Below are 25,097 nucleotides of genomic sequence, written 5' to 3'. Positions count from 1 at the left end.
GCCTCCCCTTCCACTTCGGGACAGGTTTAGAAATAGATGGTCATGACGATGTCCTGATCGAAATCGCCGAAGCCCTTGCCGAAGATGTTGAGACCGCCGGGGTTTTCCGCCTTCTCGTCGATGCCGATGCGGAAGCGGATGGAATGATGATCAGGGATGCCGAGCGAAGTGATCGTCTGCGTCGACACCATTGCGCCATCGATCCAGGTGCCCCGATCGTCGATGGTCCAGGTCTTGAGCTTGCCGTATTGCGAGCCGCTGAGTTTCCACCACGCCGGTGAATACAGGCCCCGGCGATCGCCGAAGTCGCCGGGCGAAGTCCAATAGCCGGCCTTGATCCCGTTGATCCAGATGGAAATATCGGAGGGCCAATTGGCGTTGGTCGCCGGCGTTTCGGAGCTCAGTTCGGCCGAAAACTCGATCTTGCGGACCGGCCGCCCCGTGACCTTGGCATTATTGGGGAACTTGTATTCGACATAGCCGCGTGTGAACCACAGCAGCGCCGCCTGCATGCGTTGCGGATCGAGGAAGACCTCCTGGACGTCGAGCATGCCGATGACGTTGTTGACCGAGCAAAGTCCGCAGGGTGCCTCCACCTCAAACTCGGTGAACAGACCGATCGGCATGCTGACGGTCACGACGTCATCCGCAAGGCTGGTACGATCATCGAACCGGATCAGGATCTCGCCATAGATGCTGGAGCAGATCTTCTGATTGCCTTTGGTCGCCTTCATCGTATGTGTCTGGATGAGGCCCGCCTTTTCGAGCGACTTCAAGTTCGTCGCCGTCGTCGATTGCGGCAGGCCCATGTGAGCCGCAATGTCGTTGACGTTCAGCGGCCCTTTCTGGCGCAGCAGATTGAGGATTTCGATCCGCGTCGGGGAGCCCAAGGCCTGGACGACCTCGACATCCTTGATCGGGTCCACTGTGAGAAGCTTCGTCTCCATTCTCGGCTACTGACACTCCGGCTAAAGCATTGGCTGATCTGCGCTGATACCACACGCGAACGCAATTTGTTGCATGCCTTCAAGGTCGAGCCCGGCCCACGGCCTGGGAGAGATGGCCGTGGACCGGGCAAGGATGGCGCGGAGGCTCATCCTTTTATCCCCGACGACAGCATCAGTGCCTGCGTCACCCGCTTCTGAAAGAGCAGATAGGCAAGCGCGACCGGCAGCGCCGCGAGAATGGCGACCGCCATGTCACGCGCATATTTCACGCCGAAGGCGTCGTCTACCTGCGTGATGCCGACGGTGACGGTCATCATCTCCTCCGAATTCGTGACGAGGAAGGGCCACAGAAAGGCGTTCCACGCCATGATATAGGTGATGATCGCGAGCGCGGTGGTGATCCCCCAATTGAGCGGAAGATAGAGCCGAAACAGGATCTGGAAATCGCCGCAGCCATCGAGCTTCGCCGCCTCGCGCAGTTCCTTCGGCACGGAGTCGAAGAACTGCTTGTAAACGATCACGACGACCGGGACGATGAGCTGGGGCAGGATGATGCCGCCCCAGGTGTTGATCAAGCCGAAGCGATACATGAGCACGAATTGCGAAACCACGAGCGCCTGAGAGGGGACCATGAAGCTTGCGAGAATGATGCCGTAGAGGAGCCTTCGCCCGGGAAAGACGATCTGCGACAGCGCATAGGCGCACATCACACTGATCAGGATGACGACCACGGTGACGGTGATGGAGGTGACAAGCGAGTTCACGTACCAGGAAGCGAGATTGGTCTCGAACAGGGCGAAATAATAGGCCGAGAAGTTGAACACGTCTGGGATGAAGGTCGTCTTGGTGACGACCTCCTGCTCCGGCTTGATCGACGTCACCACCGCCCAATAGAGCGGAAAGGCCCACATACAGGCGACGCACAAGGTGAGAACCAGCAGAAGAATATTGCCTACGGATTTCCGTTGCATCGATCAGCGCCCCCTCACGCGTAAGAGCTGGTATTGCAGCATCGAGACGGTGACGATGATCAGGAACAGGAAGACCGCGACAGCCGAGCCGAGCCCGCCGTGGTTCAGGCGGAACGCCTCGCGATAGACGAGCTGGAGCAGCACATAGGTCGAGTTGAAAGGGCCGCCTTCCGTCATCAGGTAAACCTGGTCGAAGATCTTCAATTGCAGGATCAGTTGCAGCGTCAGCACGAGCGCGGTGACAGGCCAGATCAGCGGCCAGGTGATGCGCTGGAAGCATTGCCAGCGTGTCGCGCCGTCGAGCATCGCCGCCTCGTAGTAGTCTGCCGGGATGTTGCGCAATCCGGCGATGAAGAGCAGCAGATTGAAGCCGTTGGTCCACCACACCGTGACAAGCGCCACCATCGGCATCGCCCAGATGGGGTCACGAAAGACGCTGATGCGCCGGCCGGTGAAGAGCTCGATCACGTATTGGGCAATACCGAATTGCTGATCGAGCACCCACTCCCAGATCTGCGTCACGACCGACACGGGGAGAATATAGGGCAGGAAGAACAGGACCAGCGCGAGGCTTTGCAGCCAGCCTTTGAGGCGCACGACCATCAGCGCCAGGCCGAGGCCGACCAACGTGTTCGGCACCACCGTCAGAAGGACGAAGTAGCCGGTGTTCCACACCGAGGTGAAGAAGAGCTTCTGATTGAGCAGCTTCAGATAATTGGCGAAACCGATCCACCGGCCGTCGCCGATCAGCGGCGCGTCGGTGAAGCTCAAGGCGAACATCTTGTAGACGGGATAGGCGAAAACCGTCAGGTAGGTGATCACGAATGGCGCGATCATCAAAACGGCGGTCAGCGTCTTGGTCCGTCTCTCGCTCGTCAGCACCGCAATAGTCCTCCCATTTGGCGTGCGGATGGACCGGCCGGCGGAGGCCAACCGGTCCATGGAGTGTCACTACATCTGGCCCTGCAGTTCCTCGCGCATCTGCTCGATGGCATCCGCGGGATCAAGCTGACCGTTCAGGGCGGGGACGACGAAGTTCTGCGTTGCCTCGTAAATCGCTCCACCGACCCCGGCGAGCGGCGAGACGGGATCGAAGACGGCCGTGTCGGCGAGCTTGACGTAGGTCGCATTCGGCTGCATCGCCTTGAACTCGGCGCTTTCGGTCACCGGCTTGTAGGCCGGGATGTGACCGGCGCCGGCCCAGGAGAGGCTATGCTCGTTCATCCAGGCAATGATCTGAAGCACTGCCTTCAGCTTCTCGGGCGTGATCGGCTTCGCCTCGCTGTGCGGTACGGCAAAGGCGTGCGAGTCCGCCCACGTGGCCGCCTGACCCATCAGCACGGGGATCTGAATGGCGCCCCACTCGAAACCGAGATTGCCGTTCTTCTCAAGATCCACCATCGTCGGCACTTCCCACACCCCGTTGATGTGCATCGCCGCCTTGCCCGAGGTGAAGAGCGCGATCGAAGCCTCATAGGAGATGAGTTGCGGCGAATAGCCGGATGATACCCAATTCGCCATCGTCGTCAGCGCTTTGACGCCGGTGTCTCCAGGCAGGATATCCTCGCCTTCGATGAATTTCCCGCCCTGCTGGGAAATGAGTGTGTAGAAGACCCGCCACATCGAGCCGCCTTCGTCGGTGTGCAGCGAAAGCGGGTACTGGGCCTTGCCTGTCGCCTTGATCTTCTCAAGCGCGGCGTTGAAATTGTCCACGCCATCCAGCTCCTTCGGCAGACCGTCGTCGCCGAGCAGACCCGCTTCCTTGAGGATGTTCTTGTTGTAGTAGAGCACTATGGAATGGACGTCGAAGGGAATGCCGTAGACCTTGCCGTCGGCCGAGGCCGAATTCCAGCTCGCTTCGACATAGTTCTCCTTCTTGATGCCGGCCGCGGCGAGCTCTTCAGGTGCGAGCGGCCGCAGAACGCCCGATGGAATCGCGAGCGGGAAGCGCGACAAATGATAGGTCATGATGTCGGGCTGCTGGCCGACGGCCGCCGCCGTCTGAACCTTGCTATAGAAGGGGACACCCCACTCGAGCGTGGTCGCGTTGATGCGGATGTCCGGATGGGTATCGTTGAACTCCTTGATGAGGGCCTTCATGCGGACACCGTCGCCGCCGCTCAAGAAGTCCCACCAGGTGATATCGGTTTGCGCATAGGCGGCTGCCGAAGGCAGGATCGCCAGCGCACTCGCAAAGGCAAGTCTTAGTAGCTTCTTCACGTCTCTCTCCTCCTGTCGTGACGCTCCAAGTCCAGCGGCTCGCGCCGCATTCCTCCCCTGCCCGGAACGTCCTCTCGTCCGAAGCCAGGGTATGCTTCCGGTGGCCTGAATTGCGCTCTGAACCCGAATTTCGGATATCAACGCAGCCGGCCACCTCGATCGCCGAAAGCGAACAGCTCTTCGGGTGCTAGGGTGAGACGGATCGGCTGCTTGGGTTGCGGCCTTTCCTCGCCGCGGCATTCGATCGTCATCTCCTCGCCCGTCGCTGTCAGCGCGTGCAGATAGCCGGTCCCGCCCAATTCCTCGATGAACTCGGCCGTGGCGTTCAAAGGGATTCCCTCTTCCCGCGCGCCGAGCGCGATATGCTCTGGCCGGGCGCCGACAAATATCCGTTCACCGGCGGGCAGGCCGGCCTTTGCCGGGATTTCGAATGGAATACCGGGCGCGTCCTCGAGCTCGATCGTGAGCCTGCCGCTCGCGCCGGCGGCAACCCGAGCCTTGAGGAAATTCATCGCCGGCGAGCCGATGAAACCCGCAACGAACATATTGTCGGGGTTGCGATAGAGCTCGAGAGGCGCGCCGACCTGCTGGACCACGCCCGACTTCAGGACGACAATCTTGTCGGCGAGCGTCATCGCTTCGACCTGATCGTGGGTGACGTAGACCATGGTGGCGCCGATCTGCCGGTGCAGGCGGGCGATTTCCATGCGCATCTTCACCCTGAGCTCGGCGTCGAGATTGGAAAGCGGCTCGTCGAAGAGGAAGACGCGCGGCTCACGAACGATCGCCCGCCCGATCGCCACGCGTTGACGCTGACCGCCGGAAAGCTGGCTCGGCTTGTGGGCCAGATAGTCCGAGAGCCGGAGAATCTCCGCGGCCGCCCTGACCTTCTTCTCGATTTCCGCCTTCGGCCGCCTCGCAATGGAGAGGCTGAAGGCCATGTTGTCGAAAACGGAGAGATGCGGATAAAGGGCATAGGACTGGAAGACCATGGCGACGCCGCGCTTCGAGGCTTCCCTGTGGGTGACGTCCTCGGCATCGATCCTGATCTCGCCGCCGGTCGTCTCCTCAAGCCCGGCGATCATGCGGAGCAGCGTGGATTTCCCGCAGCCGGACGGGCCGACGAAGACGGCGAACTCACCCTGCTCGATTTCGATGCCGACGTCGTGGATCACCTTCACGGCGCCGAACGACTTGCTGACGCCGGTCAATTTGATTCCGGACATTAGACCTCCCCGATGGTAATGCCGGTCCGGGGCCGCTCCTCCAGCGGCCTCGGACCGAGCCGCTCAAGCGGAAGCGACGGAAATGAGGACGAAGTGATAGGACTTCGGCGGCAACGAGCCGACGAGCGCGCCCGCATCGTCGATCGTCAGCTCCCTTCCCGACTTCGGCACGATGCGGTTCTGGTCCTCGACCGAGTTGCGCGCCTGGAGGTCTTCGCCCGCGAGCATCTGATGGTGTACGATCTTCGCCCCCTTGAAGCCCTGGAGGTCGATCGTCACGCCGAGCGGCTCGTCGAGGCTCCGGTTGACGGCGAAGACGGCGATCGACTTGCCGTCCTCCTGCAGCACCGCCGAGAGGTCGAGATAGGGCACGTCCTGAGCGACGTCGCAATCATAGGTGGGGCCCGACTGCGCTACCGTGAGAGCCGTGCCGCGCCCATATTTCGAGGCATATTGCAGCGGATAGTAGATCGACTGGCGCCAGGCGGGTCCGCCGGCCTTGGTCAGGATGGGCGCGATGACGTTGACCAGCTGCGCCATGCAGGCGATCTTGACCCGGTCGGAGCGGCGGATGAAGACGTTCAGCAGCGACCCGACAAAGATCGCGTCCTCGAGATTGTAGAGTTCTTCGAGCAGCGGTGGCGCTTCCGGCCAGTCCCAATTAGCGATGCGCTCGCCGTCCTCCTTGCGGTCGTGGTACCAGACGTTCCACTCATCGAAGCAGATTTTCACGTCGCGCTTCGAGCGCTTCTTGGCCTTGATGTAGTCGATGACGCCGCCGATCGTGACGATGTAGCGGTCGAGATCGATGGCCTTGGCGTAGTAGTTGAGCGTGTCCTGCTCTTCATTGCCGAAATATTTGTGCAGCGAGATGTAGTCGACGCTGTCATAGCTCGCTTCGAGGACGGTCGCCTCCCATTCCGGATAGGTCTTCATCTTGTCATTCGAGGAGCCGCAAACCACGGTCTCCAGCGTCTTGTCGAAGTACTTGAAAGCCTTGCTGACCTCGTTTGCGAGGTGGCCGTATTCGGCGGCACTCTTATGGCCCACCTGCCATGGTCCGTCCATCTCGTTGCCGAGGCACCAGATGCGCACATTATGCGGCTCCTTGTAGCCGTGCTTGGCGCGCAGATCGCTCCAGTAAGTGCCACCCGGATGGTTGCAGTATTCCAGGAAGTTACGGGCATCATCGAGGCCGCGCGAGCCCAGATTCATCGCCAGCATCATCTCGGTGCGGGCGAGCTTCGCCCAATCGGCAAATTCGTTGACGCCGATCTGGTTTGTCTCCCGCGTACGCCAGGCAAGATCGAGCCGTACCGGGCGTTCCGACCGCGGCCCAATGCCGTCCTCCCAACGATAGGCGGAAACGAAGTTGCCGCCGGGATAGCGCACGATCGGCATGTCGAGGTCGCGCACCATCTCGAGCACATCTGTACGAAAGCCGTCCTTATCCGCTTTCTCGTGGCCGGGCTCGTAGATGCCGGTGTAGACCGCACGGCCCATATGCTCCAGGAAGGAGCCATAAACCCGCTTGTCGACGGTCGAGATGGTGTATTCCCGGTTGAGGGTCGCTTTCGCTCGCATGGGTTTCCTCGTTTATTGAATTCGATTTTGGCTGAAGCTAAACTGGATGATTTTTTATTTCAACGATTTTGTTTAATATCATAAAAACCGATATGAATGCCGTATGCACGCGTGAAGGGATATTCCGAGCCGTTACAGATGGTCGCGTTTTTCGCACCCGCCCCGCCTCGGTCGCCCCGCCTTTCATGGCGCGGAACGATCCTTCACCTCGTCGATTAGGCAGCAGGTCCGGCTTCCAACGGCCGATTGTCTATGGCGGCCGCGCCTGTCATCATGGGCCGCGACCTGTCGCGAAGATGGCGATTGCCGCCTGCCAAGGAACCTCGGGACGTCGCAGCATGACGGGAGCATATCGCTCATGGCTTGGTCCTTCAGAATTGGAACGATCGCCGGCACGGCGCTGCGCGTGCACGTGACATTTGCGCTGCTGCTCGTCTGGATCTGGCTGATGCACTACCGGATCGGAGGCACGCCGGCGGCAATCGAGGGCATCGCCTTCGTGATCGCCGTGTTCGTCTGCGTGGTGCTGCACGAATTCGGCCATATCGCCGCCGCCCGCCGTTTCGGCATCAAGACGCCGGATATCACGCTTCTGCCGATCGGCGGAGTCGCCCGGCTCGAACGCATGCCGGAAAAGCCCGGCGAGGAATTCGTGATCGCCATCGCCGGCCCGCTAGTGAACGTCGCCATCGCCGGGGTGCTGTTCGTCATGCTCGGCAGCTCGGTCGGGATGGAGCAGATGGAAGGGGTCGAAGATCCGCAAAGGAGCTTCCTCGGAAGGCTTGCCGGGGTCAACGTATTCCTCGTCCTGTTCAACATGATCCCGGCCTTTCCGATGGACGGTGGCCGAGTGCTCAGGGCGGCGCTCGCTTCGTGGCTCTCCTGGTCGCGCGCCACACAGATCGCGGCCATGATCGGCCAGGGCCTTGCCTTCGTCTTCGGCTTCGTCGGCCTGTTCTACAATCCATTGCTGATCTTCATCGCCATCTTCGTCTATCTCGCCGCGACGGCCGAGGCACAGAACGCGCAGATCCGCGAGATCTCCGGCAGCGTCATGATCGCCGATGTGATGGTCACCGAGTTCGCGAGTCTCGACCGATCCGCGACTATCGACGATGCGATCGAAACGTTGCTGGCGACCACGCAGCGCGAGTTCCCGGTCGTCGATGCCGCCGGCCACTTCGAGGGTCTGCTGACGCGCGACGATATGATCCGTACGTTGAAGGAGAAAGGCCCGACAACGCCGGTCGTCTCCGCCATGCGCCGCGACATACCGACGATCTATCACCGCAAGCGCCTCGAGGAGAGCCTGCGGCTCATGCAGGAGTCCAGTTCACCGGCCGTCGCGGTTCTCGACAGTGCGGACCGCCTCATCGGGCTGATGACCCATGAGACGATCGGCGAGATGATGATGGTGCGCGCCGCCGCCGCGGGCGGCTTCCGCTTCGGTCATTTGCGCCAGACCGGCAGACGCGGCTGAGCGCGAAGGCGGAGGGAACCGAATCCGCATTGTGGAGTTCGGCCGATAGCTGAAGCAAAATCGGATCGACATCATGCTCGTGACGGTGGAAGTTCTCACGATCGTACTGGTCGCGACCGCAACGGCGCTCGCCCTTGCCCATGCGCTCGAATGGCCGGGCAAATTGCGATTGCAGAAGGACCAGTACCTGGCGGTTCAGGCGATCTACTACCCGGGTTTCACGATCGGCGGCGCCGCGGAGCCGGCTGCGCTGCTCCTGACGGCCATCCTTCTCCTTTTGACCCCGGCAGGTACGCCCGCTTCCTGGCTGATCGCAGCCGCTCTCGTCGGAATGCTGGCTATGCATGCGACCTATTGGATACTGACGCATCCGGTGAACAATTTCTGGCTCAAGGACAGGAGGCTCGAAGGGGCGGGCGCGCGTTTCTTTGCCGTCGGCGCCTCGCGCGGCTCTGAGGAAAAGATGGGCGAGGACTGGACCGCATTGCGTGATCGCTGGGAGTGGTCGCATGTCGTGCGGGCGGCGCTCGGCCTGATCAGCCTCATCCTGATCGCGACGGCCATAGCGCTCTGAGGGGAACCCTCGGCCGCCATGATCGATACGCCAGGAACCATGAAGACTGACCAATCCCGAAATCCCCGCTCTCTGCCACCATATCGCGGACTCGCAGAGGCAGGAAAATCCCGATAGTGCTAAGACGACCCGCTTGCCAGGCGCGGCGCCAGGAGGGCGAGCGCGATCGACGCGAAACCCATGACCTTCGCCGCCGCGACCACCATGTGGCCGGTTTCCCATCTGAGGCGCACGGCTTCGAAATCGGGCGGTATCGGGCCTGGTTTCCAGGTCGCCAGCACCGCGTTTGCAGGCGCGACAAGCGTCACCCATGCCGCCAGTCCGGCAGCCAAGAGACCTGCGCCGGCAAGGGCGAACCAGAAAGCGGGCCTCTCGCTGGCGAGCAGATAGGAGAGAAGGAACGCCGCCAATATGGCTCCCACATCGAGCGGAGCGCCGACCTTCGCAAAGAGTGCGAACTGGCCGTTGAAGACCGTGGCCTCACGCCACAATTCCGGCGACCAAGCGAACAGTCGCGGCGGTGCCTCCAGAACATGGGCAAAGGACGGTCCGAGACTGAGGGCGGCAAGCAGCAGCGATACCAGACCTGTCAGGTAAACGACCATTGCTCCTTCCTTCGCGACCTGCGGTAGCAGGCACCTACAACCGCAATACTCGTCCATTGTTCCGGGGAACGTCTCGTGCCATGCGGCTCTCCTCAACCCGGCGGTGCGGACATCCGCGGCCATGGCTCACGGAATGTTGTTGAACCCCGTCTTCATTGCGGCCGCTATTACCCCGATATTGATCTCTCGGTGAACGGAGATCGGTTCATGCACGTGAAGACGTCCGCTACCCTCCTGACGGCATTCCTGCTTCTCGCCATGCCCAGCCACGGCTTAGGCCGTGATCTGCCGCGTTCTGGCGAGCCGGTGTTCGACCGCGCCGTCGCGCTTGTCATCGACAACTTTCATGATGCCTCCGCGCTCGACCGCTTCGGCGCGGCCGTCAGACGGGAACTGGAGAATGATCCGGTAACGGCGAAAAGCCCGGACGCTCGGGTGGATGCCGCGATCGAGCGCGTCCTCGCCAGCCTGGACGCGTCGCACACGGCGCGCTTCAAGCCGGACACGATCGATTATTACGAACTCGCCGATATTTTCCGCTATGCCATCCGCAACGATATGAAGAGGCTGTTCCCCCCGGACGGCGACGCCAATTATGTCGGCATCGGCATGGTCACGCGGATCGAAAACGGCCTGCGGTTCGTCAGCGACGTCTATGACGGCTCACCGGCGGACCGCGCTGGCATCCGGGTCGGCGACGAGATCCTTTCGGTCGATGGAGCGCCCTATCGTGAGATCGAATCCTTCCGCAACAAGCGCGGTCGAAGCGTGGAAATAGCGCTGCGCCGCGATGCGGGCGCGCAACCTTTCACCGTGAACGCCGCCGTCGAACGGCTAAGACCGCTGCGCACGTTCGAGAAGGCGATCGAGGAGAGCATAGCGGTGAGCGAAAGCGAGGGGCGTCGGATCGGTTACCTGCGTCTCTGGACGCTGTCCGCTCCGGATGGCCTGGAGATCGTCGCCCGCGAGCTTGCCACCGGCCGTCTCAGGGATACTGATGGCGTCATCGTCGACCTGCGCGGCCGTTGGGGCGGCGGCCCACCTGACGCTGCCGAGCTTTTCGTCGGCGACACCCCGTCCTTCCGGCTGGTCCCGCGCAGCGGCAAGGACATCCTCGCCAATGTCCGCTGGCGCCGGCCGGTGGTCGCCATCATCGACGAGGGTGCGAGAAGCGGCCTCGAACTCTTCGCCTACGCGCTGAAGGCAAATGGCATACCTCTCGTCGGAACGCGCACGGCAGGCGCGCTGCTCGCCGGACGCGCCTACCTCCTGCCCGACGACAGCCTGCTGGAGGTGGCGGTCTCGGATGCCGTCATCGACGATGGCGTCCGGCTGGAGGGCCACGGTGTCGAGCCCGACGTTACCGTCCCCTTCACCCTGCCCTATGCAGCCGGCCGCGACCCGCAACGCGACGCAGCCATGAAAGAGATGCGGCGCATCCTCGCCAAGGGCTGACTGCGTTCGATTCCCCTGCGTTTTACATGGGTACGGGAAGGCCCTCACATATCGCCTCGAGCCGATCCGCTACTCGCTTTGCCGGAAGTTGCGAATCCGGTCGAAGAGGACGGCAAACACTATGGCGCCGCCGATGAAGGTCCCCTGCCAGAATGCGTTGATGCCCAGCAGCCCAAGGCTGTTGCGGATCACCTCGATCAGCGCTGCTCCGATCAGGGCCCCGGAGGCCGTGCCAACACCGCCTGCCAGGTTGGCTCCGCCGATGACGGCGGCGGCGATGACCTGAAGCTCCATCCCCGCACCGATATTGGTGGTGACGGCACCGAGCCAGCCGGTCTGGATGATACCGGCGATGCCGGCCGCAAGCGCCGAGACCATGTACACGGCGAGCTTGATCCTTCTGACCGGAACGCCGGTCAGCGTCGCCGCGTGCTCGTTGCCGCCGATCGCGAAGACGTAGCGGCCGAACCGGGTCCAGCGCAGCACAAAGCCGGTCAGCAGTGCCAGGACGATCATGTAAAGCACGGGATTGGCGATCCCGAAGAACCAGGCGCCGCCACCAATCGCGAGCAGCGTGTCGTGATCCGGCCCGAACTGGAAAACGACGGTGTTGTTGGAGGCGACCATCGCGAGGCTGCGCGCGATCGACAGCATGCCGAGCGTGATCACGAAGGGCGGAAAGCCGAGATAGGCGATCATGGCACCGTTGAACGCCCCGATCACGAGTGCCGTGCCGATCGAGGCGGCAATGCCTACCTCGATGCTGTAGCCCGCATTCATGACGACGGCGAGCACCATGCTGCAGAGGCAAAGCACCGATCCGACGGAAAGGTCGATGCCGCCGGTGATGATCACCAGCGTCATGCCGAGGGCGATGATCGCGACGAAAGTGAAGTTGCGGGTGATGTTGTAAAGGTTTTTCGGCGTGGCGAAGGAGTCGGTGGTGACCGACAGGAAGATGCAGGCGAGGATGACGGCGACCAGTACCCAGAAGGTCTGGCTCCCCAGAATCGACGCCAGCCAACCCCGCTGTTTATGTTCGATTGCCCGATCGAGCGTAATTGCCATGGTCGACCTTCGCTTTCCTTCAGCGAGATGAGGAAAGTGCGTGCGGTTTTCCGCCCGCATCCCGCCGCAACTTATGGACCCGCTCACACCTGTTCGATGGCGCCGGTAATCAGGCCCGTCACTTCTTCCGGCGACGTTGCCGCGATCGGCTTGTCCGCGACCTTCCTGCCCCGCCGCATCACGATGACGCGGTCTGCGACGTCGAACACGTCGGGCATGCGGTGGCTGATCAGCACGACGGCGATACCGCTGTCGCGCAAGTGCCGGATGAGGTTCAGGACCTCCGCCACCTGCCGCACGGAGATCGCGGCCGTCGGCTCGTCCATCAGAACGATCTTCGCCCGCGAAAGCATCGTGCGGGCAATGGCGACCGCCTGCCGCTGCCCGCCAGACATCTGCTTGACGAGATCGCGGGCTCGGGTTTCCGACTTCAACTCCTTGAAGATCTCGCCAGCGCGCCGGTACATCGATTTATGGTCGAGGACACGCAGCGGTCCGACGCCGCGTCTGAGCTCGCGCCCAAGGAAAACATTCGCGGCCGCCGTCAGATTGTCGCAGAGCGCCAGGTCCTGATAGACGATCTCGATGCCGTGCTGCCGCGCCTCGACCGGACGATGCAGAACGAGTTCCGAGCCCTCTAGCCGCATCGTGCCGTGGCTCGGCCGGAAGTTGCCGGCTATCATCTTGACCAGGGTGGACTTGCCGGCGCCATTGTCGCCCATGAGCCCGACCACCTCACCCGCATGCAGCGAAAGCGAAACATCGCTGACGGCCTGTATGGCGCCGAAATGTTTGGAAATATTGGCGAGTTCGAGGACCGCCACAGCCGTCTGCCTCCCGAAACCGGCGTGCCTGCCGCCGCTTGGATCGTTTCCCAAGTCTCCTCCCCGGAAACAATTGATGTCCATTTACGCAAAAGCGCATGAGAGCGTCAATCAATTGTCCTACAAATATTGGGCGCATGTACGCGCGAAACCATATTGTAATACAAATAGTCGTTGACGTTCGAGAAAAGCGGATATTAGCTATTGGTGGGAGGAGAGCATGCTGATCCTTGTCACCGGGGCAACCGGCAAGGTCGGGCGGCACTTCATCGCGGGGCTGCTTGACGATCCGCGTTTTTCGCAGGCGCGCATTCGCGCGCTGTGCCACAATCGCGCGTGCGCCGAAACCGACCGGATCGAAGTGGCGCGCGGCTCGATTGCGGACCGCGATGTCGTCGACCGGGCGCTTTCCGGTGTAAGCCATGTCGTGCATCTCGCCACATGCAAGGAAACGCCCGACGACGTCATGGACGTCACGGTCAAGGGTCTCTTCTGGCTGCTCGAAGGGTTCCGCACGAGTGCCGCGGCCCGGCAGTTCATCCTCATCGGCGGCGATGCCGGCATCGGCCATTTCCACTATCGCTACGACGCGCCCATTACCGAGGCGGTTCCGCACCGCGCCTATCCGGGTTGTTACGCGCTGTCGAAGGTGCTGGAAGAGGTCATGCTCACGCAATACGGCATCCAATACGGCATCAATGCCTGCTGCCTGCGCGCCCCCTGGATCATGGAGAAGGACGACTTCAAATATTCGCTGTCTTTCGGCGAGGACGTGTTCGGTGGGCCGGACTGGAAGACGCTCGTTCCCGAAGCCGATGCGAAGCGCCATGCGCGGGAAGGCACCGTGCCGCTCTTGCGCGATGCCGACGGGCGGCCGCTGAAGCGCAACTTCGTGCATGTCGATGACCTGGTCTCGGCGATCCTCGCGGCGCTCGACAATCCGCGCGCGAGCCGCGAACTCTTCAATATTTCGATGGATCGACCGGTCGACTACGGCGAGGTCGCCGCCTATCTTGCCCGCACACGCGGCCTCGGCTCGGTCGACATACCGAGCCGGTTCCACTCCAATTGGATGGACAACAGCAAGGCCAAGTACTTCCTGGATTGGCGACCGGCCTATGACCTGGAAAAGCTCATCGAATCGGCCTGGCGCTACGAGCGCTCCCCGGATGATCCGCGCACCGTCTGGTATCCGGGCTAAATTGCATGGCGGGCACATGGGTGTCCGTTGTTTCAAGGGAGGAAGGAATGAGGAAGGCACTATTGCTTGCCGCCGCCGTCTTGGCATTCAGCGCCGGAACGGCCATGGCCCAGAAGAAACAGCTCGTCATCGTCGTCAAGGGGCTCGACAACCCCTTCTTCGAGGCGATCAACCAGGGTTGTCAGAAGTGGAACAAGGAAAATCCGGACTCGGAATACGAGTGCTTCTATACCGGGCCGGCATCGACATCCGATGAGGCCGGAGAAGCGCAGATCGTCCAGGATATGCTGGGAAAGGCTGAAACCGCGGCCATTGCCATCTCGCCCTCGAACGCCAAGCTCATTGCACAGACCCTGAAGACGGCAAACCCGAGCGTGCCGGTCATGACCTTGGACGCGGATCTCGCGGCCGAAGATTCGGCGCTGCGCAAGACCTATCTCGGAACCGACAACTACCTGATGGGCTATCGCATCGGTGAATATATCAAAAAGGGCAAGCCGAACGGCGGCAAGATCTGCACCATCGAGGGCAATCCCGGCGCCGACAACATCCTGCGTCGCGCTCAGGGAATGCGGGACGCATTGACCGGCCAGAAGGGTCTCACCGAACTCAAGGGAGAAGGCGGTTGGACAGAAGTCGCCGGCTGCCCGGTCTTCACCAATGACGACGGCGCCAAGGGCGTTCAGGCGATGACCGATATTCTTGCTGCCAATCCCGACCTCGATGCCTTCGGCATCATGGGCGGCTGGCCACTGTTCGGCGCACCGCAGCCCTATCGCGACCTGTTCAAGCCGATGGCCGACAAGATTGCCAAGAACGAATTCGTCATCGGCGCGGCCGATACGATCGGCGAGGAGGTGGCAATCGCCAAAGAGGGACTGGTGACCGCTCTTGTCGGTCAGCGACCTTTCGAGATGGGCTACAAAGCACCCGCCGTCATGCTCGACCTGATTGCCGGCAAGCCGGTCGAGGATCCGGTCTTTACCGGTCTCGACGAATGCACCAAGGACACGGCCGATACCTGCATTCAGAAATAAGCTTTGCTATAAGCCGGCAGCCATGGCGCTGCCGGCCTTCTTGCAACTGTCGTTCTCAGATTTGCCAACCCGCATCGAGCGAATAGGCCTTGATGTAGTCGATCTTCATTTCGGACCCGTCGAGAAGGCCGTCGCTCGGGGTGCCGGCGATGCCGCCGACTGCCAGATTGACGAGCATGTACATGGGCTCGTGCATGTCCGAGGGGGTATCCGCGCGTGCTATCGCCGCGTCATCGAAATACCAGACGATCTCGTCCTCGGTCCAAAGCACACCGTATTTGTGAAACCCGCTCGTATCGGCAACCTTTACGGCGCTCGCAATGCTCGTCTGCGACCCGGTCTCGTTCGAATGCACCGTGGCAATGACGGTGTTCGGGTCCTGCCCGCGCATCTCCACAACGTCGAGTTCCGGCGGCCACGAACCGTCCGCAGGCAGCAGCCAGAAGGCCGGCCAGACGCCCTGATCGTCCGGCATATCAGCCCGCATTTCGAAATAGCCGTAGGTCTGGGCGAAGGACGAATGGGTCGTCAGCATCCCTGAGGTGTAATCGTAGCCGTTGATCTCTTGCTGAATTGCCGCCGACGCCGGCGCTGCGGTGATCGTCAGAACGCCGTCCTTTACGGAAAACGGATTGACAGAAGCGGTCGGCTGGTAACTCGGATTGATATACCACTGCAGCTCGCCGTTTCCGGACAGCGAGGCGCCTTTTTCCGGCGCCCACCAGAATTTTGCATCCCAAATACCGCCCGTGCCGCTGCGCAGCTGAAGGCTATTGAACTCATCCGAGAAGGTCTGAGTGAGGGCGGAGCGGTCCAAGCTCAATCTGAACTGCGTCGCCTGCAGCTCGTCTGCCGTGGTATTCGCGAATACCAGGCTCTCGCCGCCGGCGAGATGAAGCCGGAGATCAGTGCCCTCCTGGGCCACATTGGCAAGAATCTGCTGGAACGACGTGAAGCCGTAGCCGTCGAGGCGAATAGTATCGTCGAAGTTGAAATCGGTGATCAGATCGCTGCCGTTGCCTCGCTCGAACACGAAGGTGTCGGCGCCACCCGCCCCGATCAAGACATCATTGCCTGCACGGCCGTCGAGCGTCTGGCTGCCGGAGCCGCCTTTGATGATATTGTCGGCGTCATTACCGAAAGCGAACCGGCCATTTCCCGTAACCGTCAGATTCTCGAAATTCGCCGGCAGCGTGTAGCTCATCCAGGTATTTATCGTGTCCACGCCCTCGCCCGGCGCCTCATAGGCCCGGTTGATCGACGAATAAAGATAGTAGATGTCGTCGCCTCTGCCGCCGAACATGGTGACGTTGACGGAACTGTCGCCCCAGATCGAATCGTTGCCGGCGGTTCCATAAAGCTCAGGCCCGGATCCGGTGGCGGAAAACCATGCCGTCGAGCTCCCGCTGTAGTAAAGCGGCTTTCCCACGGCATTCATCACAGTTCTGCTCATCGAAATGTCTCCAGCGTGATTGGGTGATCTCCTCCGCAGACCCCGGTGCTGATTCCCCTCCTCGGTAAGCTTACATCGGGGATGACGAAGGTCTACCGCAAGCCTGTGTTGTCACTGTGACCCATCGCTGACGACGGCTCCCTGGCTGCCCATCCGGAACAATCCTCCACCGCCCGCGTTTTCCGGCGTCATGCGGCGCCTGCGGAGGGAACTATGTGCAGCGCGGAAGTTTCGGACGAAATCTCTCAAGTTGAAATCGGGGGTACGGGGGCTGACGATCTTCAAACAACACTCGATGCGCTGCCGGTTGCCGTCTACGTCACGGATGCCGAGGGGATCGTAACCTATTGCAACCGCGCCACCGCAACTCTTGTCGGACGACAGCCTGTATTGGGAACAGACCGATGGTACGTGAGCGCAGAACTGCGCCGCACGGACGGGTCTATTTTGCCGCCCGACGAATGTCCGATGGCCGAGGCGCTGAGGGAAAAGCGGCCCGCCGGCGGACAGGAGGTCGTAGCGGTTCGCCCGGACGGGACGACGGCGCTGCTGCTCACCTACTCGACGCCGATCTTCGACGGCTCCGGCGTACTTCAAGGCGGCATCAACCTGCTTGTCGACATCAGCGATCGCGCTGGCGCCGAGCGAGACTCCCGCTATCTCGCCGCAATCGTCGAGTCTTCCTCGGATGCCATTGTCGCCAAGGACCTGAACGGCATCGTCACGAGTTGGAACAAGGGCGCCGAGCGGCTGTTCGGGTATACCGCCGATGAAATGATCGGCAGATCCATCACGGTTCTGATGCCGCCGGGGCACGATGAGGAGGAGCCGCAGATCTTGCGGCGCATCCGCAGCGGCGAGCGTATCGATCATTATGAGACGAGGCGACAACGCAAGGACGGCAGTCTCATCGACATCTCCCTTACGATTTCGCCTGTGCGCGACGCCACGGGGCGCATAATTGGCGCTTCCAAGATCGCTCGCGACATCACCGAACGGAGGCGGGCTGGCGCGGCGCTGGCCATGCGCCTGCGCGAACAGGCCTCGCTCTATCGCCTCACCGAAAGGCTTCAGCGTGCGAAGGATATAGAGGAAGTCTACGAGGCAGCGCTGGATGCCATACAGGATGCCCTCAATTGCCACCGCGCTTCAATTCTGCTCTTCGACAAAGCCGGAACAATGCGCTTTGTGGCCTGGCGCGGCCTCTCCGAGCGTTATCGCCAGGCCGTCGACGGGCACTCTCCCTGGCGCTCCGATCAGAAAGACCCCGATCCGATCTTCCTTGAAGACATCTCGCGCGCCGACGTTTCCGATGATCTGAAAGCGACTATCGCAGCGGAAGGCATCAGCGCGCTCGGCTTCATTCCGCTGGTCGCGGAAGGACGGCTGATCGGGAAATTCATGACGTATTATGACTTGCCGCACGTTTTCGCTGATGCCGAGATCAGCGTGGCACTGACGATCGCGCGGCAGCTAGGCTTTAGTGTCCAGCGCTTGCGGGCCGAAGAGGCGAGGCAACTCGCGGAGGAGCAGTTGCGCCGCAACGAGGCGAAGGAGAGGGCGCGGGCGGCGGAGTTGATGGCGATCATGGAAGCCGTGCCGGCCTCGATCTGGATCGCCCGCTCACCCGATTGCCGGGTCATCGATGGCAACCGGAGCGCCTACGAACTGCTGCGCCAGGCGTCCAACACGAACCTCTCATTATCCGCCCCGCCCGGCGAACGTCCCAGCAATTTCCGCGTCTTTTCTTCGGGGCAAATGCTAGCGCCCGAGGAACTGCCCGTGCAGCGCGCGGCACGCGGGGAGGAGGTAGAGAATTTCGAGCAGGAGATCCGATTCGACGACGGTACCTCGCGCTTCCTCTTCGGCAATGCGACACCCTTGCGAGACGCCGCCGGGGACGTGGTCGGCGCGGTTGCCGCATCGGTGGACATAACCGAGCGGAAGCAAGCGGAAGAAGCATTGCAGGAGAGCGAGCGCCGGCTGCAGATCGCGCTGGAAGCGGGGCGGATGGGGGCCTGGGAGTGGAACATCGATACCGGCGAAGTCATCTGGTCACCGGGTCTCGAAGCGATTCATCATTTGGAGCCCGGCACATTCGGAGGAACGCTTGCGGACTTCAAGCGAGACATTCACCCCGAAGATCTCGCCATGGTCGAACTGGAAATCGCCAAGGCGATCGAGACCCGCGAAAATTACCACATCACGTATCGCATCAGGCTTGCCGACGAAACCGTCCGATGGATGGAGGCCTTCGGGCAGTTATCGCGGCAAGGTGCGGGAAGGCCGGCAAAATTGGCCGGAGTCTGCATGGACATCACCGAGCGGAAAGAGGCCGAGGCGCAGCGCAATCTTCTCGTTGCCGAGCTCAGCCACCGGGTGAAAAACACGCTAGCAATCGTCACTTCGATCGCGCGCCAGTCCTTTTCGACCAATCCGGACGCACAGGGAGCGCACCGGTCGTTCGATGCCCGCATCAGGGCGCTGGCCCAAACACACACGCGCCTCGCAGAGGCAAGCTGGTCCGGCGTGTCGCTGGAAACGGTACTCTTCGACGAGCTGGCCCCCTATCACGACAGAAACAGGAACAATGTGCGCCTTGCGGGGCCGCCGGCGATGCTGCCCCCCAAACATGCGCTGACGCTCGGCATGGCCGCGCATGAGCTTGCAACGAACGCGGCCAAGCACGGTGCGCTGTCGGTGAAGAACGGCATTGTCGACGTCGGATGGACGATCGACGTCGCAGGCGATCGCTTGCGGATCCGTTGGAGCGAGACCGGCGGGCCGCCTGTTCCAGTGCCGACACACAACGGTTTCGGTCGTTTGCTGCTGGAGCGGGTCTTGGCCTCCGACCTTGGCGGCGACGTCCACCTCGAATTCGCGCCCGAGGGGCTGATATGCATGATCGACATCCCCTACCCGCGGGGAGCCTCCCCATGACGTCGGCCGAGGGATGCCGGGTTCTCGTCGTCGAAGACGAGTTTCTGGTGGCGTTGCAAATAGAGGACGATCTACTCGCCGCCGGCTATGTGGTGGTAGGTCCGTTCACGAGCCTCAGCGCATCGATCGCCGCCTCGCGGACAGAGCGCTTCGAAATGGCGACACTCGATCTTAATCTGCGAGGTGAATTCGTCTATCCCCTCATCGACGAACTCCTCGAACGCAAGATACCCGTTCTCTTGTTGACCGGTTATACCGCAGCCGACTTACCGGAACGGTTTCGCTCGCTGCCTCGACTGGCGAAGCCGTTTGACGGCACTCAGCTCGTTGAAAAAGTCCAGAGCCTTCTACGAGCGGGTGAAATGCATGGAGTTGCCCCTTCGCGCTCGACGGGGCGCTAAAAAAGATCGGCCGGCCGCGAGCTGCGGCCGGCCGGCTTTGTCATTGCATCTCAGTAGGCAGGAAGTCCGAAAGCGGCACCTGCAGGGCGCCGGCGATGCGTTTGAGTTTCGCTGGACTGAAATCCCTGCCGCTTTCAATTGCGCTGATTTCAACATTGGCGAGGCCGCAAGTGACGGCAAGGTCCTCGATGCTGTAGCCAACGGCCTCGCGTGCGGCCTTGACGCGTGCGGCAATGTCGCCGCCGGCCATTGGAGAGGCTTGCTTATCGCCAATATTGGAGGGTGAAATAGACATAAATGTCTCCTTCTCTTGGCCGAAATTCTTTTCGAATTTGCTGTTGAGTGCGGGTGACACGCGCCTCAGGGCGGCGGTAACGTTTTATGTCATAGCTGTAACATGAACAAGCCGAAATTGCGCCTGTGCACCGTTACCTGCGCTCGACCACCTGAGGATGCGGCTGCCGCAACCGCAAAGTGCAGCGTTGAGATGCACAATCGAGCCCCGCGATTTGTGATCGGACTGGGCGCGACACACTTATTAGCCTCCGTCTGCACCTTGGGGCGGTTCTCGCGGTGAACCGTTCAGCCGAGGGATATGAAACGCGGTCCGGCAGGCCGCGCCGCATCCGGAGTGGGGATCGCCAACAGCCGCAATGAAACCGGAGGGCAAACCAAAAAGCGCTCGTCTTCCGAATCGCTTCATCTTGTCGAATCGGAAGCGGCGATCGAGTCCCCCTGCCAAGCTTTCTCTCAAGTCAGCCATGCCCATGACTGTATAGGCGTCAAAATTGGGGAAATACCTGAGTTTCATCGGAAAGGCCCGCGAAGCGCCAACGATTCTCGGCGGGCGCCCTATGCAGGCAAAATCATGAATGCAATCAAGGCTCCGCGTTACACAGCGGCACGCCGGCCCCGGGGTATTCTCTATGCGCCCGATTGAGAACGGCCCGCACTACGCGTCAAAATTTATTTCCAGTGGGCACCATTAGCCATACACTACATCTCATGGATGTTTTTAAATTGGCTGCATTTCAGCACTTACAGATTTTCAGTGGCATATTTGCTTTGGACGGGCTGCGGCTCGGCACTGAATTTGGGTATTACGACGGCAGTCCTGAAGTCGGACGTTTTCCGATCTCCGCCGGATGGACAATGGCCGCCGTTCCTGAAGCCGGGCACCGCCCTGCCAGTCTCTCGGAATCACTGCGAAAGTGTTTCAGCCGCAGAACCGACGGAGATCGCAAAATCCCTAATCCGTCTGTTCGTGCGCCATGCTGGCTGATGGGCCTGGTGCACCGACCGTCGGATTAGGTCGGCAGGCCGTGCCCGCCGAGACGGAGGAACTGACGATGAAGAAGCGTATGGGCAACAAGACTGCGCCTCGACCGGCGACTATGCCAGCGGAGGGAAGCACTCTCTGGCAGCAGTTCGACATGATGCGCCGAGCTTTTGTCGCCTCGCCTTTGCTCAAGCCGATCCTGTGGCTAACGGCCGGCAGTTTTGGCGTCATCGTCGCAACGGCGGTCGGACAGATCGTTCTCAATCGCTGGTACCGGCCATTCTTCGACGCGATCGAGCGGCGCGACCTTAATGCCTTCTTCTATCAGCTCATGGTTTTCCTCATCATCGCCGGCGTTCTCCTGGTGTTCAACGTCGCGCAGCAATGGCTCAACCAAATGGTACGGCTGAAGCTGCGCGAAGGGCTGACATTGGATCTGATCGGAGAATGGATGCGGCCTCGCCGCGCCTTTCGGCTCGCAAATGCCGGCACCATTGGCGTTAATCCGGATCAGCGGATGCAGGAGGACGCCGGCCACCTCGCCGACCTCACCACCAGCCTCGGCTTCGGGCTTGTGCAATCGTCGATCCTGCTCATTTCGTTCGTCGGCGTCCTCTGGTCTCTCTCAGCCGGCTTTGCCTTCCAGATAGGCGACAGATCGCTGGCGATTCCCGGCTATATGGTGTGGGCGGCGATCCTGTACGCAGGCTCCGCGTCCTGGCTGAGTTGGCTCGTCGGACGGCGGATGATCGCCTTGAACGGCGAGCGTTATGCCCGCGAGGCGGATTTGCGCTTCTCGATGATGTACGCCAACGAACATATCGACGGCATCTCGCTTGCAGGCGGTGAGGCCGGCGAGCGCCGGCGCCTGCAACTCGATCTCTCCTCCGTCCTCGGCGCCATGCGCAACATATTCCGCGCCGAGATCAATCTTGCTTGGGTACAGGACGGCTACGGTTGGGTCACGGTGGTGGCACCCATTCTCGTCGCCGCGCCCGTCTATTTCGCCGGCAACATCAGCTTCGGCGGCCTCATGATGGCGGTCGGCGCCTTCAACCAGGTGCATACGTCGCTCAAATGGTTCGTTGCCAATGTCAGCGCCATTACAGACTGGCGTGCGACCCTCCTGCGCGTCGCCGCCTTCCGCCGTGCGCTGATCACGGCAGACGCCCTACACGACGAAGAGAAGCGGATCGAATTCGTCGAGAATGACAGCGCCAGCATGACATTCGATAACCTTGAGGTCGCCTCTCCCTCGGGGCGAACAAGGCTCGCCGAATCCCATATCGAGATCGCCCCAGGGCAGCGGGTCAACATCGTCGGCGATCCGCGTGCCGGAAAGACGCTACTCTTTCGAGCTCTTGCGGGGCTCTGGCCTTGGGGAAGCGGCCGAGTGGGAATGCCAGCCGGCGACCACGTCGTCTTCATCCCGCGCGCACCTTACTTCCCGCGCGGCCGACTGCGCGAGGCCCTCGCCTATCCCCATGCCAATGATTTCTCCGATGCGGCGCTCGTGAGCGCGCTCTCCAAAGTCGGCCTTGACCACCTTGCGACCTCCCTCGATCGGGAAGCTCGCTGGGAGCGCGAACTCGGTGACGACGAACAGCGCCTCCTGGCCTTCGCCCGGCTGCTCGTGCAAAAGCCCCGCTGGGTGATCATCGACGAAGCGCTTGAAACAATGGAAAGCGACGCGCTGAAGCGGGCCCTTTCGATCTTCGAGACGGACCTGCGGGAAACGGCGGTCATCAAAATCGGTCCGAGCCCGCGGAACGGCGCGCTCTTCTCGCGCGTGATCCGCCTGGTCAAGGATGCCGAAGCTCCGGCGCTGAAACCAGTCCGCCTCGGAGGAGGCATCCACGAGATGGAAGTTGCCGTGCGCGGAGCGCCTTGAGAGGCACGGTCAGACCGATCTACACGCCGCGCCTGTTGCCCCATATCAGAACATGCAATTGCGGCAGCACGCGCGCCTCAAACCATCGGTCCTCCGCGACCTTGTCGACAAGCCAGCGCATGCGCTCGATGATCCCGTCTATGTCGATCGGCGCGTCGGCCGCGTCTGCGGGCGGCGGCGTATGGTTGCCCGGCTGCAGATAGACCGGAAGATGCGGGTAGCGCGCGGCGGTCGATCTCGCATAGTCATAGTCCGCCTCGTCGAACACCACGATCTTCAGCACGGTCTGCGGCCTGCCTTCAGATGCCTGCAGGCAGGCGTCGAAGATCCCCCAGTCCGCCTCCATTCCGCTCGAGGGCGGCTTCGGGCTCAAGACCAGCACGTCGAGATCGGCGAACCAGTCGCGGGCGACGGAGCCTTGCGTCTCCAGCGCAAAGCGATAGCCTTCACCGTGGCCGCGGCCGATCAAATCGCCGAAGGGCTGGATCGCCGGGTTGCCGCCTGACAACGAAACCATCAGGGGCTTTCCGCGGGATAGCCGCGTGACTTCCCGCCAGACCTCCTCCGTCGACATGGCCTGCCATTCGTCCCGGTAGCGGCTTTCGACCGCGTGGAGGCTGTCGCACCAGGAACAGCGATAATCACAGCCGCCGGCCCTGACGAACACGGTCGGCAGTCCGATCAGCACCCCCTCGCCCTGGATCGTCGGCCCGAAGATCTCGCTGACGCGGATTTCGGTCGGTCGGGTGACGGTCATGGCCGATATTCCGCCCAGGTCTTTGCCGTTTCGCTGACACGCACGGCCGTCGTCTCGGGAAGGCGAGCCTTGCACCATTCGTAAAAATGCTGCGCCAGGCATTCCGCCGTCACCCGGTCGTGGCCGAGCACGTCGTTCAGGTGGCGGTGATCGAAGGTCTCGTCGATATAGTGCTTCAAAGGCGCAAGCTCGTGATAGTCGCGCACGAAACCGTGCTCGTTAAGTGTCTCGGCGGTAAGCTCGACTTCGACGATGTAGTTGTGCCCGTGCAGGCGCGCGCATTGATGCTCAGGCGGCAAGCTCTTCAATTGGTGCGAGGCGGAGAAGTGAAATTCCTTGGTGATGCGGAACATCATCTGACCTCCTCAGCGGCAAATGCACCGGTGGCGGAGACCCAGAAATCCGGGTCGTCGTACTCCGTCGGGTCTGCGACACCGGCAAGATGGAAGGCCTCCCGCCGCTCGACGCAGGTGCCGCAACGCCCGCAATGGCGTTCACCGCCCTTGTAGCAGGACCAGGTCTCGGCAAACGGCGTTCCATGCTTCGCCCCGTCGGCGACGATATCCGCCTTGGAGACATTGACGTAGGGCGCATAGAGCAGGACGTCCGCGTAACCTTCGAGGGCGTGGCTCTGCATCGCCTGGAAAGCATCGATGAAGCCTGGCCGACAATCGGGATAGATGAAGTGGTCGCCGCCATGCACGGCGGTGGCCACCGCGTCCGCTTTGCGGGCGGCCGCGACGCCGAAGGCGATCGCGAGCATGATGGCGTTGCGGTTCGGCACCACCGTCGCCTTCATCGTCTCTTCCGCATAGTGACCGTCCGGCACGTCGACGTCGTCCGTCAGGGCCGAACCGGTTAGGTGGCGGCCGATCTCGCGGATGTCGATGACCTGGTGCGGAACGCGAAGCCGCCTGGCACAGGCGGCGGCGAAGTCCAGTTCCTTGCGATGCCGCTGGCCGTAGTCGAACGACAGAAGGCCGAGAAGTTCGTGTTCCGCCGCGATTTTGTGCGCAAGCGAAACGGAATCCAATCCGCCGGAGCAGATTACGATCGTTTTCATGATAGGTGTCCTTGTTTTGACCGGGTAGGCTGCGACCGGAGTTTTACCTGCGGGCCTTCTAGGCCAAAAAGAACCGTTTGTGAATGGCCGGCCGGTTGCAGATGAGACAAAATTCCCACGC

The 25,097-nt window shown here is 61.6% G+C and carries 22 protein-coding genes; 8 read left to right on the top strand and 14 right to left on the bottom strand.

The window, feature by feature from the left end; translation table 11 throughout:
- Nucleotides 1-26 precede the first annotated feature (26 nt).
- From M728_RS20800 to M728_RS20775, 6 genes are all read right to left on the bottom strand, one after another.
- Nucleotides 27-947 carry a transcriptional regulator gene (locus M728_RS20800; protein ID WP_026619853.1) on the bottom strand — a complete coding sequence of 307 codons (921 nt, stop codon included), beginning with the start codon at nucleotides 945-947 and terminating at the stop codon, nucleotides 27-29.
- 146 nt (nucleotides 948-1,093) lie between these two features.
- On the bottom strand, nucleotides 1,094-1,918 hold the full coding sequence (locus tag M728_RS20795; RefSeq protein WP_026615095.1) for a carbohydrate ABC transporter permease: 825 nt from the start codon (nucleotides 1,916-1,918) through the stop codon (nucleotides 1,094-1,096).
- 3 nt (nucleotides 1,919-1,921) lie between these two features.
- On the bottom strand, nucleotides 1,922-2,797 hold the full coding sequence (locus M728_RS20790; protein WP_026619854.1) for a carbohydrate ABC transporter permease: 876 nt from the start codon (nucleotides 2,795-2,797) through the stop codon (nucleotides 1,922-1,924).
- Nucleotides 2,798-2,869: 72 nt separating this feature from the next.
- Nucleotides 2,870-4,138, bottom strand: coding sequence for an ABC transporter substrate-binding protein (locus M728_RS20785; protein WP_026619855.1), 1,269 nt, complete (start codon nucleotides 4,136-4,138; stop codon nucleotides 2,870-2,872).
- 137 nt (nucleotides 4,139-4,275) lie between these two features.
- A complete protein-coding gene (locus tag M728_RS20780) occupies nucleotides 4,276-5,364 on the bottom strand; it encodes an ABC transporter ATP-binding protein (RefSeq protein ID WP_026619856.1) in 1,089 nt (362 codons plus the stop codon).
- Between the two features lie 63 nt (nucleotides 5,365-5,427).
- The gene (locus M728_RS20775; protein WP_026619857.1) at nucleotides 5,428-6,948 is read right to left on the bottom strand and encodes an alpha-N-arabinofuranosidase; all 1,521 of its coding nucleotides are present in this window, start codon (nucleotides 6,946-6,948) and stop codon (nucleotides 5,428-5,430) included.
- Between the two features lie 358 nt (nucleotides 6,949-7,306).
- Here M728_RS20775 and M728_RS20770 point away from each other — a divergent pair, with 358 nt between their 5' ends.
- Nucleotides 7,307-8,428: a site-2 protease family protein gene (locus M728_RS20770; RefSeq protein WP_026619858.1), complete on the top strand. Its 1,122-nt coding sequence runs from the start codon at nucleotides 7,307-7,309 to the stop codon at nucleotides 8,426-8,428.
- Nucleotides 8,429-8,501: 73 nt separating this feature from the next.
- Nucleotides 8,502-9,002, top strand: coding sequence for an anthrone oxygenase family protein (locus tag M728_RS20765; protein WP_026619859.1), 501 nt, complete (start codon nucleotides 8,502-8,504; stop codon nucleotides 9,000-9,002).
- Nucleotides 9,003-9,121: 119 nt separating this feature from the next.
- Here the strand turns inward: M728_RS20765 and M728_RS20760 are convergent, their stop codons facing one another.
- Nucleotides 9,122-9,607 carry a hypothetical protein gene (locus M728_RS20760; protein ID WP_026619860.1) on the bottom strand — a complete coding sequence of 162 codons (486 nt, stop codon included), beginning with the start codon at nucleotides 9,605-9,607 and terminating at the stop codon, nucleotides 9,122-9,124.
- Nucleotides 9,608-9,814: 207 nt separating this feature from the next.
- Here M728_RS20760 and M728_RS20755 point away from each other — a divergent pair, with 207 nt between their 5' ends.
- Entirely contained in the window at nucleotides 9,815-11,062 is a 1,248-nt protein-coding gene (locus M728_RS20755) for a S41 family peptidase (protein WP_026619861.1), read from the top strand.
- A 69-nt stretch (nucleotides 11,063-11,131) separates the two neighbouring features.
- Here the strand turns inward: M728_RS20755 and M728_RS20750 are convergent, their stop codons facing one another.
- Nucleotides 11,132-12,130 carry an ABC transporter permease gene (locus tag M728_RS20750; protein ID WP_026619862.1) on the bottom strand — a complete coding sequence of 333 codons (999 nt, stop codon included), beginning with the start codon at nucleotides 12,128-12,130 and terminating at the stop codon, nucleotides 11,132-11,134.
- 83 nt (nucleotides 12,131-12,213) lie between these two features.
- Nucleotides 12,214-13,038, bottom strand: coding sequence for an ATP-binding cassette domain-containing protein (locus M728_RS20745; RefSeq protein WP_198023375.1), 825 nt, complete (start codon nucleotides 13,036-13,038; stop codon nucleotides 12,214-12,216).
- A 136-nt stretch (nucleotides 13,039-13,174) separates the two neighbouring features.
- On the opposite strand from M728_RS20745, the gene M728_RS20740 reads away from it, so the two are divergent.
- Nucleotides 13,175-14,155, top strand: coding sequence for an NAD(P)-dependent oxidoreductase (locus M728_RS20740; protein WP_026619864.1), 981 nt, complete (start codon nucleotides 13,175-13,177; stop codon nucleotides 14,153-14,155).
- Between the two features lie 47 nt (nucleotides 14,156-14,202).
- Nucleotides 14,203-15,192, top strand: a complete 990-nt coding sequence (locus M728_RS20735) for a sugar-binding protein (protein WP_026619865.1) — start codon at nucleotides 14,203-14,205, stop codon at nucleotides 15,190-15,192.
- 55 nt (nucleotides 15,193-15,247) lie between these two features.
- Here the strand turns inward: M728_RS20735 and M728_RS20730 are convergent, their stop codons facing one another.
- Nucleotides 15,248-16,645 (bottom strand): family 16 glycosylhydrolase, encoded by a 1,398-nt coding sequence (locus M728_RS20730; RefSeq protein ID WP_026619866.1) that lies wholly within the window; start codon nucleotides 16,643-16,645, stop codon nucleotides 15,248-15,250.
- A gap of 213 nt (nucleotides 16,646-16,858) precedes the next feature.
- On the opposite strand from M728_RS20730, the gene M728_RS20725 reads away from it, so the two are divergent.
- Nucleotides 16,859-19,585 (top strand): PAS domain S-box protein, encoded by a 2,727-nt coding sequence (locus tag M728_RS20725; protein WP_026619867.1) that lies wholly within the window; start codon nucleotides 16,859-16,861, stop codon nucleotides 19,583-19,585.
- On the top strand, nucleotides 19,582-19,986 hold the full coding sequence (locus M728_RS20720) for a response regulator (RefSeq protein WP_051440850.1): 405 nt from the start codon (nucleotides 19,582-19,584) through the stop codon (nucleotides 19,984-19,986). Before M728_RS20725 ends, M728_RS20720 begins: the two co-directional genes overlap by 4 nt.
- 40 nt (nucleotides 19,987-20,026) lie before the next feature.
- Here the strand turns inward: M728_RS20720 and M728_RS20715 are convergent, their stop codons facing one another.
- Nucleotides 20,027-20,281: a helix-turn-helix domain-containing protein gene (locus M728_RS20715; protein ID WP_026615110.1), complete on the bottom strand. Its 255-nt coding sequence runs from the start codon at nucleotides 20,279-20,281 to the stop codon at nucleotides 20,027-20,029.
- A gap of 1,054 nt (nucleotides 20,282-21,335) precedes the next feature.
- On the opposite strand from M728_RS20715, the gene M728_RS20710 reads away from it, so the two are divergent.
- Nucleotides 21,336-23,156: an ABC transporter ATP-binding protein/permease gene (locus tag M728_RS20710; RefSeq protein WP_026619868.1), complete on the top strand. Its 1,821-nt coding sequence runs from the start codon at nucleotides 21,336-21,338 to the stop codon at nucleotides 23,154-23,156.
- A 19-nt stretch (nucleotides 23,157-23,175) separates the two neighbouring features.
- Here the strand turns inward: M728_RS20710 and queE are convergent, their stop codons facing one another.
- Genes queE through queC form a run of 3 tightly spaced genes read right to left on the bottom strand, consistent with a single transcriptional unit; the run spans nucleotide 23,176 to nucleotide 24,976 of the window.
- Nucleotides 23,176-23,913 carry a 7-carboxy-7-deazaguanine synthase QueE gene (queE, locus tag M728_RS20705; RefSeq protein WP_026619869.1) on the bottom strand — a complete coding sequence of 246 codons (738 nt, stop codon included), beginning with the start codon at nucleotides 23,911-23,913 and terminating at the stop codon, nucleotides 23,176-23,178.
- Nucleotides 23,910-24,266, bottom strand: coding sequence for a 6-carboxytetrahydropterin synthase QueD (queD, locus tag M728_RS20700; RefSeq protein WP_026619870.1), 357 nt, complete (start codon nucleotides 24,264-24,266; stop codon nucleotides 23,910-23,912). Before queD ends, queE begins: the two co-directional genes overlap by 4 nt.
- Nucleotides 24,266-24,976: a 7-cyano-7-deazaguanine synthase QueC gene (gene queC / locus M728_RS20695; RefSeq protein ID WP_026619871.1), complete on the bottom strand. Its 711-nt coding sequence runs from the start codon at nucleotides 24,974-24,976 to the stop codon at nucleotides 24,266-24,268. The genes queD and queC overlap by 1 nt, the downstream gene beginning before the upstream one ends.
- Nucleotides 24,977-25,097 lie beyond the last annotated feature (121 nt).

It is taken from the genome of Ensifer sp. WSM1721 (assembly GCF_000513895.2).
In the GTDB taxonomy this organism is placed as follows: Bacteria; Pseudomonadota; Alphaproteobacteria; order Rhizobiales; family Rhizobiaceae; genus Sinorhizobium.
Note: the sequence above shows the minus strand (reverse complement) of the source record. Positions and strands in the feature narration are given on the sequence as shown.

Coding starts and splice junctions, on each gene's coding strand:
- M728_RS20795 (WP_026615095.1), bottom strand. CDS start 1,918: ATGCAACGGAAATCCGTAGGCAATATTCTTCTGCTGGTTCTCACCTTG.
- queD (WP_026619870.1), bottom strand. CDS start 24,266: ATGTTCCGCATCACCAAGGAATTTCACTTCTCCGCCTCGCACCAATTG.
- M728_RS20745 (WP_198023375.1), bottom strand. CDS start 13,038: ATGGACATCAATTGTTTCCGGGGAGGAGACTTGGGAAACGATCCAAGC.
- M728_RS20770 (WP_026619858.1), top strand. CDS start 7,307: ATGGCTTGGTCCTTCAGAATTGGAACGATCGCCGGCACGGCGCTGCGC.
- M728_RS20715 (WP_026615110.1), bottom strand. CDS start 20,281: ATGTCTATTTCACCCTCCAATATTGGCGATAAGCAAGCCTCTCCAATG.
- M728_RS20765 (WP_026619859.1), top strand. CDS start 8,502: ATGCTCGTGACGGTGGAAGTTCTCACGATCGTACTGGTCGCGACCGCA.
- M728_RS20730 (WP_026619866.1), bottom strand. CDS start 16,645: ATGAGCAGAACTGTGATGAATGCCGTGGGAAAGCCGCTTTACTACAGC.
- queE (WP_026619869.1), bottom strand. CDS start 23,913: ATGACCGTCACCCGACCGACCGAAATCCGCGTCAGCGAGATCTTCGGG.
- M728_RS20775 (WP_026619857.1), bottom strand. CDS start 6,948: ATGCGAGCGAAAGCGACCCTCAACCGGGAATACACCATCTCGACCGTC.
- M728_RS20750 (WP_026619862.1), bottom strand. CDS start 12,130: ATGGCAATTACGCTCGATCGGGCAATCGAACATAAACAGCGGGGTTGG.
- M728_RS20755 (WP_026619861.1), top strand. CDS start 9,815: ATGCACGTGAAGACGTCCGCTACCCTCCTGACGGCATTCCTGCTTCTC.
- M728_RS20780 (WP_026619856.1), bottom strand. CDS start 5,364: ATGTCCGGAATCAAATTGACCGGCGTCAGCAAGTCGTTCGGCGCCGTG.
- M728_RS20735 (WP_026619865.1), top strand. CDS start 14,203: ATGAGGAAGGCACTATTGCTTGCCGCCGCCGTCTTGGCATTCAGCGCC.
- M728_RS20800 (WP_026619853.1), bottom strand. CDS start 947: ATGGAGACGAAGCTTCTCACAGTGGACCCGATCAAGGATGTCGAGGTC.
- M728_RS20710 (WP_026619868.1), top strand. CDS start 21,336: ATGAAGAAGCGTATGGGCAACAAGACTGCGCCTCGACCGGCGACTATG.
- M728_RS20760 (WP_026619860.1), bottom strand. CDS start 9,607: ATGGTCGTTTACCTGACAGGTCTGGTATCGCTGCTGCTTGCCGCCCTC.
- M728_RS20725 (WP_026619867.1), top strand. CDS start 16,859: ATGTGCAGCGCGGAAGTTTCGGACGAAATCTCTCAAGTTGAAATCGGG.
- queC (WP_026619871.1), bottom strand. CDS start 24,976: ATGAAAACGATCGTAATCTGCTCCGGCGGATTGGATTCCGTTTCGCTT.
- M728_RS20740 (WP_026619864.1), top strand. CDS start 13,175: ATGCTGATCCTTGTCACCGGGGCAACCGGCAAGGTCGGGCGGCACTTC.
- M728_RS20720 (WP_051440850.1), top strand. CDS start 19,582: ATGACGTCGGCCGAGGGATGCCGGGTTCTCGTCGTCGAAGACGAGTTT.